The following is a 13256-nucleotide window of genomic DNA, read 5'->3' on the forward strand; positions in this document are numbered from 1 at the left end:
TCACTCCGTCCAGATCGTATCAAGCAGGGGAGCCAGATCTTCGAACCGCGCCAATTTATGCCGCGCAGCACCCAACCGGGATGCCGGGTGATAGCCCCAGTCCACCGCGATTCCACAAATGCCGGCCGAAGCTGCCATCTCCATGTCAAAACTCGTATCACCCACCATAACAGCGTCCTGTGCCCGTACCCCGGTCTCACGCAATGCCTCCAAAAGCATTGCGGGATTTGGCTTGGAGGGGTGAAAATCCGCAACCTGCTGGGTCACAAACATGTCCTGCAGATCATGCGCCTCAAGCAACTTGTCCAAGCCGCGCCGCGATTTACCCGTGGCAACACCCAAAAGCGTATCCGGCTGTGCCTGCAACTGCTCTAGCGCGGCACGTGCACCGGGATAGAAAGGCGAAGAAGGCCCGCGCGATGTATCAGCACGCAGGGTCATATAAGCATCCTTATACGCCTGCACCAAACGCGCCTGTGTGCCCGCATCCTGCTCCGGTGCCAGCTGTGGCATCAAGATATCAAGTGACAGACCAACAACGCCAAGAACGGCCTCACGCGGGGGCACAGGCAAGCCTTCAGATGCAAACGCAAGCTGCATCGCCCCCAGAATATCACCCTGACTGTCGACCAGCGTGCCATCCACATCAAAGATGACCAAACGCAAAGGCGTCCCGCTCATCCCCATGTGTCTCCAAACGGATCGGCAGGCGCGAATTTCGTGTGCCAGTCAAAAGTATCCCACGTGCGCTGCATGTGATCCGGCAGCGGGGCCACCAGATTAAGCATCGCTTTTGTCGCAGGGTGCTGAATCGTCAAGCTACGCGCATGCAGGTGCAATTTCTTCGAGATATCCCCTCCCAGCTGCGCGCCCCATCCATCGCCCATATTTTCTTGACCAGAGCCGCCGTATTTACCGTCGCCAATGATCGGGTGCCCGATCTCGGCCATATGCACACGCAGCTGGTGGGTACGCCCCGTAACAGGGCTCAGCGCCATCCAAGACGCACGCGTGCCCACCTGTTCCATCAAGGAATAATCGGTTGTAGCGCGCTTTGCTCCTTCGGTGTCATCAACATCGCGAGGATGGACGGCATACATTTTCTCACCTTCGCCACGCTGGCCATGACCGCCTGCTTTGACCAAACCAAATTTAATCGTGCCATTGCGCGGATGCGGTGCACCAGCGACAGCCGCCCAGTAAATCTTGCGGGTCTCGCGGTGGCGGAAATTGGCGGTCAATGCCTTGGCCGCTTCGCGCGTGCGCGCGAGGACCAAAACACCAGAGGTATCTTTATCCAAACGGTGCACAAGCCGCGGCTTTTCATCCAGATCAAACATCAACGCCTCAGAGAGCGCATCAACATGCCGCTCCCCCTGCCCTGATCCACCCTGAACAGGCAGACCAGGCGGCTTGTTTAATGCAATCACATGATCGTCACGGTAAATGACGCAAGCGCGGATCATCTTGGCCTCGGCATCCGTGACGGTCGTCCGTTTTGGCGGCGGTGGTGCCTCGCCCGTTGGCAGCGGAGGAATCCGCACCTGTTGGCCAACCTCCACACGGGTAGAGCCCTTTACACGCCCTCCATCCACACGGATTTCACCCTTGCGGCACATTTTCTCGATCCGCCCTTGAGGCACATGCGGAAAGACCGATTTAAACCAACGGTCCAACCGTTGGTCGCCGTCGCCCTCGGCAATGGTAAGAATTTGAACACGGCTCATACGAATATTCCTCTGGCAAACCACAGCCCCAACATCAGCCCACCGATGCTAAGCCCCACTGACAGCGCCACATAGGTCGCCGCCGTTCCAATCTGCCCGCGTTCGATCAAATTCACTGTTTCAAGCGAAAAGGACGAAAATGTCGTAAACCCACCCAGCATACCGGTCATCACAAGCGGGCTAAGATGGGTCAGCCCCTTTTGAGCGGCAGCCACGACAAACACCCCCATCATAACCGAGCCAAGAATATTGACCGTTATAATAGGCAGCGGAAATGCCGTGATACCAATCAAACGGATCATGCCAAGCCCGACAAGATAGCGCAGTGAAGCACCAATAGCCCCACCAAGGGCGACAAGAGAAACAGTTGAAATCATGCAGTCCCCATCGCGCGCATGGCCCGCAGAGTCAACTGTGTGTTACGTTTCGCGCTGCAAACGCAGCTTGGCGAAATAGTCGACCCGCTTTTTCAAATCCCGCTCGAACCCGCGCTCGACCGGTTGATACAGCGCCGGTCGCTCCATTTCATCGGGGAAATAGTTCTGCCCCGAAAACCCATCCTCTGCATCATGATCATAAGCATAACCCGCACCGAACCCCTGTTCTTTCATCATAGAGGTGGGCGCATTGAGGATATGCTTTGGCGGCGGTGCCGATCCCGTTGCCCTGGCCGCGCGCCGCGCTGCTTTATAGGCCACATAATTCGCGTTACTCTTGGGGGCTAAGGCAAGATAGATCACCGCCTGCGACAGTGCCAACTCGCCCTCCGGCGAGCCGAGCCGCTCGTAGGTGTCCCAGCTTTGCAGGCATACGGCCTGTGCCTGCGGGTCGGCCAAACCGATGTCCTCAACCGCCATCCGCACAAACCGCCGCGCAAGATAGCGCGGATCCTCGCCACCCTCCAACATACGCGCAAACCAATAGACCGCCGCATCGGGGTCACTGCCCCGCACTGATTTATGCAACGCCGAGATCAGGTTATAGTGCTCATCCCCGCCTTTATCATATTGCGCGGCACGTTTGCTCAACCGCCTCCCAAGCGCCGCCTTATCCAACGGGGCGTCCGTTTTCCATGCAGCAACTTGTTCGATCAGGTTAAGTAAAGCACGCCCGTCACCATCAGCCATATCCAACAACGCCTGCCGCGCGCCCGCGTCCAACGGCAAACCCACCTCGAGCTCGGCCTCAGCACGGGCCACCAGCAGCTCCAAATCCTGTTGACCTAGCCGCTCCAGCACCAAGACCTGAGCGCGGCTCAAAACCGCGCGGTTCAGCTCAAAACTAGGGTTCTCGGTTGTCGCGCCCACCAGCAGGATCGTGCCATCCTCCATATGTGGCAAAAAACCGTCCTGCTGTGCTTTGTTAAACCGGTGGATTTCATCCACAAACAACAGCGTCCCCTGTCCGTTTTGCCGCCTGATCTTGGCCGCATCAAAAACGCGGCGCAGCTCTGGCACCCCGCTAAAGATCGCACTGATCTGAACAAAATGAAGGTCAGTTTCATCCGCAAGCAAGCGCGCGATGGTCGTCTTTCCAACACCGGGCGGCCCCCAGAAAATCAACGAACTCAATGCGCCACCTTCGAGCATCACCGTGAGAGGTGCTTCGGGGCCGATGACCTGAGGCTGGCCAATTACCTCCCCCAATGTCTGCGGTCGCAAGCGATCGGCAAGCGGACGGTGGCCGGTTTGTTCCGGCACGGAAGCGCTGCCAAATAAATCGGCCAACCGCCTAACCTCTGAAGCGCATGGTAATGCGCCGTGTGCCGCGCAGGACGACCATCTCAAGATGCCGCTGCCCCTGTGACAGAGCATCAACCACCTCATCAGGGTGCGCCATCTCTACACCGTTAATAGCCTGAATCACGTCACCAACGCGCAGCCCGGCCCGCGCTGCACCCGCACCAGTCTCGGAAACCGCCACACCTTCGATCTCCAGCCGCAGGCTCAACTCGGCCAAGACTGCCGGATTAATCCGCACAAGCGTCAAGCCCGCAAAGGGATGTGGTTCCTTCATGATCCGCATATCGCGCGAGGGCAAATCAGGTGCGGGCATCAAACGGACCCGCGTGCTGTGCTCCTGGCTGCCGCGTAGATAGCGTATCTCGACCTGCTTTTCCACGCCGGCCACCCCCATCCGGTAGATCATCTCGGAGGGGGTATTTACCTGCTCGCCGCCGACCTCAACAATCACGTCCCCCACCTCTAGCCCCGCCTGCCGGAACGGGCTGGCCTGATGCAATCCTGACAGAATAATACCTCCCGAACGATCAAGGCCCAGCGTCGCAGCCATATCCGAATCAAGCAACTGACCGCTCACACCAGCCCACGGGCGCGCAAACTCGGTCTGGCCCTCCTCCGCTTGCGCCACAAAGGCCGCAATCAGATCCGCCGGAATGGCAAAACCAATCCCGTTAGAGCCGCCAGAGCGCGTCAAAATAGAGGTATTCACACCGATCAGCCGCCCCGCCATGTCAATCAACGCGCCTCCGGAGTTCCCGGGGTTAATCGGCGCGTCAGTCTGGATGAAATATCCCCTTCCCGTGTCACCGGACACGCCTGACCGCGCAAGCCCCGACACGATCCCGCTACTGACTGTCTGCCCGACACCGAAAGGGTTCCCGATGGCCAAGGCCAGCTCTCCCACTTCGACGCTGTCACTGTCACGCAAAGGCAAAAACGGAAGATCTTCGGGGGCATCAATCTTGAGAATAGCAAGGTCAGCCTCGGCATCCCCAAGCAGAACATGCGCAGAAAACTCCCTCCGGTCACTCAGCACAACCGTGATCTCCGTCGCCATGCCCACCACATGGTAGTTCGACACAACAATCCCGTCAGCCGACAGGATCACACCGGATCCGAGCGAATTCTGAACTCTTGGCCGTGGTGCGGCCTGCTCTCGAAAGAAGCGTTCGAAAAACGGATCACTTTGGAGCGGTGTGCGCCGTTCCTGCGTTATGATCTTGGCATAGATGCTGACCACCGCCGGGGTGGCCTGCTTGACCAATGGTACAAAACTGAGCTGCATCTGTGCGGCCGATTGAGGGACTTCTTGTGCGCTAAGGGTGCTGGCACAAAAGGCGAGGATGAGAGCTAGATATTTCATAGCTTAAGATATGCGCAGCCCTCTGCGTTCATGCAACCACTCTATTTCCCTTAGCCCAAAATACTCATGCACAACCGACACAAAAAAAGCCCCGCCAAATGGCAGGGCTTTCCGTCTCAACAAAGTGAGAAATCTTATTCTGCGGCTTCTTCAGCTGCAACCCGTGCCTTGTCTGCAGCGCCTTTGGCGTCGCGGTCACGGTCTACGAATTCGATGATCGCCATTGGCGCCATATCGCCATAACGGAAGCCCGCTTTCAGCACGCGCACGTAACCACCTTGGCGGTCTTTGTAGCGGGGGCCGAGGATGTCGAACAATTTTGTGACATACTGGTCTTCTTTAAGGCGTGCGCGGGCCTGACGGCGTGCGTGCAGATCACCACGTTTGGCAAGCGTGATCATTTTCTCAATGATCGGGCGCAATTCTTTGGCTTTTGGCAGGGTTGTCTTGATCTGCTCATGCTCGATCAACGAGCCGGCCATGTTGGCCCAGAGCGCCTTACGGTGCTCATGTGTGCGGTTAAGACGGCGGTATCCACGTGCGTGACGCATTTTAGTTCTCCAATAGATATGCCCTCTACGGGCGGTTTTGCTTTGTCTGGCTGACGTGCGTAGCGTCAACTCTCCTTGGGGCAGATGCCCATCGTTTGTGGCGGGTTTCACCCTGTAGGGTGGGTGAAACCCGCATGTTCTTAGAAGTTGTCTTCGAACTTCTTGGCCAGATCTTCGATGTTGTCCGGTGGCCAGTCCTCAACGTCCATGCCAAGGTGCAGACCCATGCCTGACAACACTTCTTTGATCTCGTTCAAAGATTTGCGGCCAAAGTTCGGGGTGCGCAGCATTTCTGCTTCGGTTTTCTGGATCAGATCGCCAATATACACGATATTATCGTTCTTGAGACAGTTCGCCGAACGTACAGACAGCTCCAGCTCGTCCACTTTCTTGAGCAGAAGCGGGTTGAACTCGAGGCCGTCGTCGTCGTCCTGACGCGAAGCTGATTCAGGCTCGTCGAAGTTGACGAAAATGCCCAGCTGATCCTGCAAGATGCGCGCAGCGAATGCTACAGCATCGTCAGGTGTCAGGGAGCCGTCCGTCTCAACCTTCATTGTCAGCTTGTCATAGTCCAGAACCTGACCTTCACGGGTAGGCTGAACATCGTAGCTGACTTTTTTCACAGGCGAGTAGATCGCATCGATCGGAATAAGACCGATTGGCGCGTCTTCTGGCTTGTTCTTGTCCGCGGACACATAGCCTTTGCCAGTGTTAACCATCAGCTCCATGTAGATGTCTGCACCATCATCAAGGTGGCAGATCACGTGGTCACGGTTCAGGATTTCGATACCAGCGGATTCGCTGATGTCGCCCGCCGTCACAACGCCAGGGCCTTTCGCCGAAATCGACAGGCGCTTTGGCCCTTCGACTTCCATGCGAATGGAAACACCTTTGAGGTTCAGGATGATGTCAGTCACGTCTTCACGAACGCCAGCAACGCTGGAGAATTCGTGCAAAACATTGTCAATTTGTACAGATGTGATGGCCGCACCTTGCAGCGAGCTCATCAGAACGCGGCGCAGCGCGTTACCCATTGTGAGACCAAAGCCGCGCTCGAGCGGTTCTGCAATCACGGTCGCCTGACGTGCAGGATCGTTGCCGGGTTTTACATCAAGCTGTGTTGGCTTGATCAGTTCGGCCCAATTTTTGTGGATCATTAGTCCCTCCATTCTTGTTCGCGCCCGTATGTCCGTCCGGGGCAAACTCCCGAGGTTTCAGAAATTCGTGCGGGGCCCGCGCAAAATAACGCGGACCCCAATATTAATTCGGCGTAATTATACGCGGCGACGCTTTGGTGGGCGACAGCCGTTGTGGGCCATTGGCGTTACATCACGGATCGAGGTGATGTTAAAACCGGCAGCAGCCAAAGCGCGCAACGCGCTCTCGCGGCCCGAACCGGGGCCTTGCACTTCGACTTCCAGCGTTTTCACGCCGTGATCTTGTGCTTTTTTGCCTGCATCTTCGGCGGCCATCTGAGCAGCGTAAGGTGTCGATTTACGCGACCCTTTGAAGCCCATTGTACCCGCAGACGACCATGCGATTGCATTGCCCTGCACGTCGGAGATGAGGATTTTTGTGTTGTTGAAAGAAGAATTAACATGCGCCACACCTGCGGCGATGTTCTTGGAGACCTTCTTCTTGGTGCGTTTTGTATCGCGTGCCATGATCTATGCCCTCCCTTATTTCTTCTTACCGGCAATGGCCTTTGCGGGGCCTTTGCGAGTGCGAGCGTTGGTGTGTGTCCGCTGGCCGCGAACAGGCAGGTTACGACGGTGGCGCAGGCCACGGTAGCAACCCAGATCCATCAAACGTTTGATGTTCATCTGTGTGTCACGACGCAGGTCACCTTCGACGGTATAGTTTTCGTCGATGTGCTCGCGGATTTTCAGGATTTCGGTGTCCGACAACTCGTTGATGCGGCGTGTCAGGTCGATGCCTACAGCTTCGCAGATGGCCTGAGCCGAAGAGTTACCGATACCGGTGATATATGTGAGGGCGATTGGAACCCGCTTTGCAGTCGGGATGTTTACGCCGGCAATACGTGCCACGTGAGCTTTCCTTTTCGTTGCGGGTCCGTAATGCCGGACCCTTTTTTCACAACATGAAGCCCGAGGCATAATATGGCCAACGGGCTAAAGCTGATCAGGTGATCTTGCGGGAATTGGAGCAACCAACTCCGCAGGTTGATTCTCTTTCGAGATATTGCTGACTAGGTCGTTTTATGCCAAGCGTCAACCCGCAGGGGTAGCAGGAATTGACGATTGCTTAATTACTGCAACCTTCTGCGGTCAACCATCAAAATTTTGACACAGGATGCGCATGTGACCGGCTTTACCGAAAAGACCTTTGAGCTGTTGGGACAGCTTGAGAAAAATAACAACCGCATGTGGTATGAGGAAAACAAAGCCGCACTCAAGGAACATGCACGCCTTCCCTTTGCGGGGATGCTATCCATTTCGACCATGCTATTGGAGGGGAGCCGCTATCCCCTGATCGGCAGTGAAAAAACCATGTTCCGGCAAAACCGCGATATTCGGTTTTCCAAGGATAAAACACTTTATAAATCCTATGTGTCCGGGATGCTCACCCCGACCGGAACAAATAAGGAAAGAGCAGGTGTTGTCTATGCTCAGGTTGGTCCGTTAGATGGCCGCCTTGCGGCAGGCTTTTACCAACTGGAGACAGCACAGCTTAATCTCGTGCGCGACCGGATTATCGCAGATGCGGAAAATTTTGCCGAAATAGCCGAAACTCTGGAAGCAAAAGGATATCCGCTTAGCACCCATAACACCCTAAAAACTATGCCGCGCGGCTTTAAACAGCATGAAGGCCATGCCTTAGCCCCCTATCTAAAGCTCAAAGGATATACCGTCCGGCAGGATCAGCCCAAGGAGGTGTGGCTTAATGGGGATATTGTTGAACGGTTGGTCGCACTCGCCGAGATTATCGGCCCCATGAATGCGTGGCTGCGCAATGCCCTAAGCTATGACGCGCGATAGAAACGAAACGGGCCGGTAGCGTTAACCGCTCCGGCCCGTTTCATTCGCGATGTGGGTTGATTTAAACGTCTAGCGCCGATGCGATTTCAGCCTGCACATCTTCGATCTCACCCAAACCGTTCACTCCGTTAAGCATCTCTTTGGCATAATAATAGCCAATCAGCGGCGAAGTCTGTTTGTAGTAGGCCATCAGACGCGTCTTCAGGCTTTCTTCATTGTCGTCCGCACGACGCTTGAATTCTGTTGCACCACAATTGGCGCATTTGCCGTCAGCAGGGATTGGTTTGGTGTTGTCGTTATAAACCTCACCGCAGCCCGCACAGGTCGAACGAGCCGTGATACGGCCAACAAGAGCCTCATCATCCACCCGCATTTCGATGACTGCATCAAGGGTCTGCCCCTCATCAGCCATCAGCTCACCCAATGCGTCCGCTTGGGCCAGCGTCCGTGGGAAGCCGTCAAAAATGAACCCGCCATGCTCCGATTTATCAGTGAGCTTTTCACGGATAAGACCAATCACGATCTCGTCCGTAACGAGCGCACCGCGCGCCATCACATCAGCAACGATGTTGCCCATCTCCGAACCGCTGTCTTTGGCCTCGCGAAGCATGTCACCTGTGCTGAGCTGGACCATATTACGGGTCTCGACCAGATGCCGTGCTTGCGTGCCTTTGCCCGCGCCTGGGGGCCCAAGGAGGATAATATTCATTTACGCGCCGGGCTCCGTTTTTTACGGCCCTTGCCGGACTTGCCGCGCAACTGCGACTTCTCCAGAAGACCTTCATATTGATGTGCCAACAGGTGGCTTTGAACTTGTTGAATGGTGTCCATCGTCACCGAAACAACGATCAGCACCGATGTACCGCCAAAGTAGAATGGTATCGCAAACTGGCCGCGAAGGATCTCGGGCAGGATACAGACCGCGGCAAGGTAAGCTGCACCAAGAACGAGGATACGGTTCACCACATACTCGAGATACTCAGCTGTTTTCTTACCCGGACGGATACCTGGCACAAAGCCATTCTGGTTCTTGAGGTTGTCAGCCACATCATCCGGTTTGAACGCTACGTTGAACGTGTAGAAATATGCAAAGAACACGATCATCGCGATAAAGAACAGCAGGTACAGCGGTTGACCGGGACCGAAATTGGCAAGCAGCCAAGACATTACAGGGCTGGTGGAGTTACCCGAGAATGTGCTGATGGTGACCGGTAGCAACAATAGCGAGCTTGCGAAGATCGCGGGAATCACACCGGCTGGGTTCACCTTGATCGGCAGGTGGCTGGAGCCGCCGTCATAGACTTTCATCCCCACCTGACGGCGCGGGTATTGAATATGGATCTTGCGCAATGCGCGCTCCATGAAGACCACAAACATGATCGTCGCAATTACCATTGCCAATACGACAACAATCACCGCAGGGCTGATCGCACCTGAACGGCCGGAGGCGAAGAATTGTGCGATCGCAGCGGGAACTTCGGCGATGATGCCGACAAAAATGATCAGTGAGATACCGTTGCCGATGCCGCGCGCTGTGATCTGTTCACCCAGCCACATCAGGAACATTGTACCGCCAACCAGCGTGATCATGCAGGAAGCGATAAAAAACGCGCCCGGATCAGCCGCGATTTCACCGGCCTGAAGCGAAACAGCAAGCCCGTAGGACTGCACCGTGGCCAGAGCCACCGTACCCCAGCGGGTGTATTGATTGATTTTCTTACGCCCCTGCTCACCCTCTTTCTTGAGCTGCTCCAGCGACGGCACCATGGACGTCAGAAGCTGCACGATAATCGAGGCCGAGATGTAGGGCATAATACCCAAAGCAAAGATACCCATCCGCCCCAAAGCACCACCGGTAAACATTGAGACCATGCCACCAATGCCTTGTCCCGCTTGCTCCATAAATTGGCGCAGTGCGGTACCGTCAATACCAGGCACAGGGATAAAGGTCCCCAGACGGTAGACGATCAACAGACCCAGCGTAAAAAGGATGCGGTGGCGCAAGTCAGTCGCCTTACCAAAGGCAGACCAGCTTGAATTGGCGGCCATATTCTCGACGGCAGATACCATGTGAGGGCTCTCTTTATAAACGAAACGCCGCCCGAACCGTTTTCCGGTGGGCGGCGTAAGGAAAACATTAAGCTTTAATGTAAGCGGCTTGAGCGCCGCTCACAAGACCGAAGACTTATTCGGAGGCTTCTGCCGCAGGTGCCGCTGCTTTGACGGTCAACGAACCGCCCGCTTTCTCGACTGCTTCAACCGCGGATTTGGACGCGCCTGTTACATCGAGGTTCAGCTTGGCGGAAAAGTCGCCTTTGGCCAGAATACGAATGCCGTCGCGCTTGCGGCGCACAACACCTGCCGCGACCAGCGCGTCTTCGGTGATGACGGCTTTGATATCGATTTTGCCGGCATCAACAAATTTCTGGATCAGGCCCAGGTTGATGGCAGAGTATGTCTTGCGGTTTGGCTTGCTGAAGCCACGCTTTGGCAGACGTTGGTAGAGGGGCATCTGGCCGCCTTCATACCCTTTGATCGCCACGCCCGAGCGGGATTTTTGACCTTTGATACCACGGCCACCCATTTTACCGGTGCCGGAACCAGGACCGCGGCCTACGCGTTTGCGTGGTTTGGTTGCGCCCGGGTTGTCTGAAAGTTCGTGAAGTTTCATGTCGCTTCTCCTATTGCCGGATACACCCCCCAGCGACGGGAGCGGATGACCTCGGCGTTTCAATTAGTGTAGCCGGAATCAAGGCTACCGGTGGCGTATAGACGCCGCACGCGACCGGATCAAGTCGCTTGTCCCCCCTAAACACAACAGCGACACCACTCAATAAAACGTGTTGATCAAAAGCCAGCCGTCAGAAGCCCAAAACCCGTGCAAACCGCAGTTGCCGCGCAATCATCCCGACGACAATCGGCCCCACGACCCCAATAAGAACTGTCAGCACCAATAGCACCGTAACCCCGTCAACGCCCGCCTTGATAAGAACGATACGCAAAGCTGCGGAAAAGGCTGTATGGGTCAGATAAATTACCATTGAAACCTCCCCGAGGTAACGTAACAGCCGCAACATCAGCCCGCTATGATCGCCGCTTCGATCAAGTGCTTGCCATACGGTCCAGCCCAACAGCACCAGAACAAGCGACCAGAGCACACTGGCCTTTTGCGGGCCGAGTAACGCAATCATCAATGCAAAACCGAACCCTGCACAAAGCCCGATAAAGGCGCGTGGTCGCCAGTAAACAAAGCGTCCGGCCCCAATACCAGCTAGGAAATAAGGAAGATGTTCGACCATTGGCCCCCAAATTAGCGAGGGGACCGAGAGGAAAGGGTTCAAAAGCGCAAGGCCAACAGCGGCAACAGCCGCCGCTGCCTGAATGCCGCCGTTGTTAAGTCGCTTACCACAAATGACGTAGGCTCCGATCACCAACGTCTGGCATAAAAACAGTGCCCACAAAAACCATAGATGCTCATAGGGTGGAAGTGGAATAAGTGGAAAATCAGCAAGGGTCACAGGCGTGTTGGCATCAGACCCGGCGGCTAGCTTGAGCCCGAAGAACACCCAGCTCCACAAGGCCATCGGCCACAGCAGGCGCACCACCCTGCCCCGCAGCAATGTTCGCCCCTTATATCGCCGGAGCACATCGAGAAACAGTAAGCCGGACAGGAAGAAGAACAACGGCATGTGAAATGCATAGACTGCATAATCAACGGTGCGGAAAAGAACGCCGTCAGGCAGCCCCCCTGCCCCCATCAAACCACGCCACGCATGCCCGAAAACCACCAACAGGATTCCGACGCCCTTTGCGCTGTCGATCGCATAGGCCCTACGTGTCGGATCGTGCGGAGTTGATCCGCCCAGTGTGTTCGTCATCGGTTGCATTCCACCAGTCATGGCTCAGACTAAACCATGAGATTAGGGGAATTCGATGAAACTTTTCGTCAATATATTGATATTTCCAAGCACAGAACACTTTTGGACACATGAAACGCAAAAGCCCCACACAACCGTGCAGGGCTTTTGTAACTTAAAGGGTCAAAGCTAAAGTAGCTTAGCCTTTTTCTTCGATGATCTCGACCATGTGGCTGATCTTGTTGATCATACCGCGGACGGAAGGTGTATCTTCCAGCTCACGCACACGGTGCATTTTGTTCAGGCCCAAGCCTACCAGCGTTGCACGCTGTTTTGCGGGGCGGCGGATAGGGGAACCTACCTGCTTGATCACGATTGTCTTGGCCATGCTTATGCCTCCTCAGCCACTTGAGCGGAAGAATCGGATGCATCTTCACGCTTGGGCAGAATGTCAGCCACTTTCTTACCGCGACGCTGCGCAACAGAACGTGGGGACTGTTCTTTTTTCAATCCGTCCATGGTGGCGCGGATCATGTTGTAAGGGTTCTGCGAACCGATCGATTTGGACACAACGTCTTTGACGCCCAGCATCTCGAACACGGCGCGCATTGGACCACCAGCAATAATACCAGTACCTTCTGGCGCTGTGCGCATGATCACCTTGCCTGCGCCGTGACGGCCGGACATGTCGTGGTGCAGCGTACGACCTTCGCGCAGTTGCACGCGGATCATTTGGCGCTTGGCTTGCTCGGTGGCTTTGCGAATGGCTTCAGGAACCTCTTTCGCTTTACCTTTACCGAAACCTACACGGCCTTTTTGGTCGCCAACAACGACGAGCGCAGCAAAACCAAAGCGCTTACCGCCTTTTACAGTTTTGGATACGCGGTTGATCGCGACCAGACGGTCAGCGAATTCTGGCGCTTCGTCGCGCTGGTTACGGCGGTTACCGCCGCGGTTTTCATCTCTGGCCATCTTGGCCTCCTTAGTTTTGCGGGCAATTGCCCTTCTGTCTCAACC

General features: G+C 55.6%; 16 protein-coding genes. 1 reads left to right on the top strand and 15 read right to left on the bottom strand.

What is annotated here, in order from left to right; genetic code table 11:
- The 9 genes from ABJM03_RS13305 to rpsM form a co-directional block, all read right to left on the bottom strand.
- Complete coding sequence (locus ABJM03_RS13305; RefSeq protein WP_348418249.1) at nt 1–681, bottom strand: HAD-IA family hydrolase; 681 nt, start codon at nt 679–681, stop codon at nt 1–3.
- Nucleotides 678–1727, bottom strand: a complete 1050-nt coding sequence (locus ABJM03_RS13310) for an RluA family pseudouridine synthase (RefSeq protein WP_348418250.1) — start codon at nt 1725–1727, stop codon at nt 678–680. The genes ABJM03_RS13305 and ABJM03_RS13310 overlap by 4 nt, the downstream gene beginning before the upstream one ends.
- Nucleotides 1724–2104, bottom strand: coding sequence for a fluoride efflux transporter CrcB (gene crcB, locus ABJM03_RS13315; protein ID WP_348418252.1), 381 nt, complete (start codon nt 2102–2104; stop codon nt 1724–1726). The genes ABJM03_RS13310 and crcB overlap by 4 nt, the downstream gene beginning before the upstream one ends.
- 42 nt (nt 2105–2146) lie before the next feature.
- Nucleotides 2147–3454 carry a replication-associated recombination protein A gene (locus tag ABJM03_RS13320; RefSeq protein WP_348418254.1) on the bottom strand — a complete coding sequence of 436 codons (1308 nt, stop codon included), beginning with the start codon at nt 3452–3454 and terminating at the stop codon, nt 2147–2149.
- Between the two features lie 4 nt (nt 3455–3458).
- Complete coding sequence (locus ABJM03_RS13325; RefSeq protein ID WP_348418256.1) at nt 3459–4832, bottom strand: trypsin-like peptidase domain-containing protein; 1374 nt, start codon at nt 4830–4832, stop codon at nt 3459–3461.
- Between the two features lie 134 nt (nt 4833–4966).
- Nucleotides 4967–5383, bottom strand: coding sequence for a 50S ribosomal protein L17 (rplQ, locus tag ABJM03_RS13330; protein ID WP_025059519.1), 417 nt, complete (start codon nt 5381–5383; stop codon nt 4967–4969).
- 140 nt (nt 5384–5523) lie between these two features.
- On the bottom strand, nt 5524–6540 hold the full coding sequence (locus ABJM03_RS13335) for a DNA-directed RNA polymerase subunit alpha (protein WP_025059518.1): 1017 nt from the start codon (nt 6538–6540) through the stop codon (nt 5524–5526).
- Nucleotides 6541–6657: 117 nt separating this feature from the next.
- Nucleotides 6658–7047, bottom strand: a complete 390-nt coding sequence (rpsK, locus tag ABJM03_RS13340; RefSeq protein WP_007206630.1) for a 30S ribosomal protein S11 — start codon at nt 7045–7047, stop codon at nt 6658–6660.
- A 15-nt stretch (nt 7048–7062) separates the two neighbouring features.
- Complete coding sequence (gene rpsM / locus ABJM03_RS13345) at nt 7063–7431, bottom strand: 30S ribosomal protein S13 (protein ID WP_348418259.1); 369 nt, start codon at nt 7429–7431, stop codon at nt 7063–7065.
- A 273-nt stretch (nt 7432–7704) separates the two neighbouring features.
- On the opposite strand from rpsM, the gene ABJM03_RS13350 reads away from it, so the two are divergent.
- On the top strand, nt 7705–8382 hold the full coding sequence (locus ABJM03_RS13350) for a DUF2461 domain-containing protein (RefSeq protein WP_348418261.1): 678 nt from the start codon (nt 7705–7707) through the stop codon (nt 8380–8382).
- A gap of 61 nt (nt 8383–8443) precedes the next feature.
- Here the strand turns inward: ABJM03_RS13350 and ABJM03_RS13355 are convergent, their stop codons facing one another.
- The 6 genes from ABJM03_RS13355 to rpsE form a co-directional block, all read right to left on the bottom strand.
- A complete protein-coding gene (locus ABJM03_RS13355; protein ID WP_348418262.1) occupies nt 8444–9091 on the bottom strand; it encodes an adenylate kinase in 648 nt (215 codons plus the stop codon).
- Nucleotides 9088–10452, bottom strand: coding sequence for a preprotein translocase subunit SecY (secY, locus tag ABJM03_RS13360; RefSeq protein WP_348418263.1), 1365 nt, complete (start codon nt 10450–10452; stop codon nt 9088–9090). Before secY ends, ABJM03_RS13355 begins: the two co-directional genes overlap by 4 nt.
- Nucleotides 10453–10567: 115 nt before the next feature.
- Complete coding sequence (rplO, locus tag ABJM03_RS13365; RefSeq protein ID WP_348418264.1) at nt 10568–11053, bottom strand: 50S ribosomal protein L15; 486 nt, start codon at nt 11051–11053, stop codon at nt 10568–10570.
- Between the two features lie 190 nt (nt 11054–11243).
- A complete protein-coding gene (locus tag ABJM03_RS13370) occupies nt 11244–12260 on the bottom strand; it encodes an acyltransferase (RefSeq protein ID WP_348418266.1) in 1017 nt (338 codons plus the stop codon).
- Nucleotides 12261–12438: 178 nt separating this feature from the next.
- A complete protein-coding gene (gene rpmD, locus ABJM03_RS13375; RefSeq protein WP_299025152.1) occupies nt 12439–12627 on the bottom strand; it encodes a 50S ribosomal protein L30 in 189 nt (62 codons plus the stop codon).
- Between the two features lie 2 nt (nt 12628–12629).
- Nucleotides 12630–13211, bottom strand: coding sequence for a 30S ribosomal protein S5 (gene rpsE / locus ABJM03_RS13380; RefSeq protein WP_348418268.1), 582 nt, complete (start codon nt 13209–13211; stop codon nt 12630–12632).
- Between the last annotated feature and the right edge of the window lie 45 nt (nt 13212–13256).

Source organism: Sulfitobacter sp., assembly GCF_039977885.1.
Lineage (GTDB): Bacteria > Pseudomonadota > Alphaproteobacteria > Rhodobacterales > Rhodobacteraceae > Sulfitobacter.

What these genes read in the sequence shown, in the direction of transcription:
- rpmD (WP_299025152.1), bottom strand. Translation starts at nt 12,627, where the DNA reads ATGGCCAAGACAATCGTGATCAAGCAGGTAGGTTCCCCTATCCGCCGC.
- ABJM03_RS13335 (WP_025059518.1), bottom strand. Translation starts at nt 6,540, where the DNA reads ATGATCCACAAAAATTGGGCCGAACTGATCAAGCCAACACAGCTTGAT.
- ABJM03_RS13325 (WP_348418256.1), bottom strand. Translation starts at nt 4,832, where the DNA reads ATGAAATATCTAGCTCTCATCCTCGCCTTTTGTGCCAGCACCCTTAGC.
- rplO (WP_348418264.1), bottom strand. Translation starts at nt 11,053, where the DNA reads ATGAAACTTCACGAACTTTCAGACAACCCGGGCGCAACCAAACCACGC.
- rpsE (WP_348418268.1), bottom strand. Translation starts at nt 13,211, where the DNA reads ATGGCCAGAGATGAAAACCGCGGCGGTAACCGCCGTAACCAGCGCGAC.
- rplQ (WP_025059519.1), bottom strand. Translation starts at nt 5,383, where the DNA reads ATGCGTCACGCACGTGGATACCGCCGTCTTAACCGCACACATGAGCAC.
- ABJM03_RS13305 (WP_348418249.1), bottom strand. Translation starts at nt 681, where the DNA reads ATGAGCGGGACGCCTTTGCGTTTGGTCATCTTTGATGTGGATGGCACG.
- ABJM03_RS13370 (WP_348418266.1), bottom strand. Translation starts at nt 12,260, where the DNA reads ATGACGAACACACTGGGCGGATCAACTCCGCACGATCCGACACGTAGG.
- rpsK (WP_007206630.1), bottom strand. Translation starts at nt 7,047, where the DNA reads ATGGCACGCGATACAAAACGCACCAAGAAGAAGGTCTCCAAGAACATC.
- ABJM03_RS13355 (WP_348418262.1), bottom strand. Translation starts at nt 9,091, where the DNA reads ATGAATATTATCCTCCTTGGGCCCCCAGGCGCGGGCAAAGGCACGCAA.
- ABJM03_RS13310 (WP_348418250.1), bottom strand. Translation starts at nt 1,727, where the DNA reads ATGAGCCGTGTTCAAATTCTTACCATTGCCGAGGGCGACGGCGACCAA.
- secY (WP_348418263.1), bottom strand. Translation starts at nt 10,452, where the DNA reads ATGGTATCTGCCGTCGAGAATATGGCCGCCAATTCAAGCTGGTCTGCC.
- crcB (WP_348418252.1), bottom strand. Translation starts at nt 2,104, where the DNA reads ATGATTTCAACTGTTTCTCTTGTCGCCCTTGGTGGGGCTATTGGTGCT.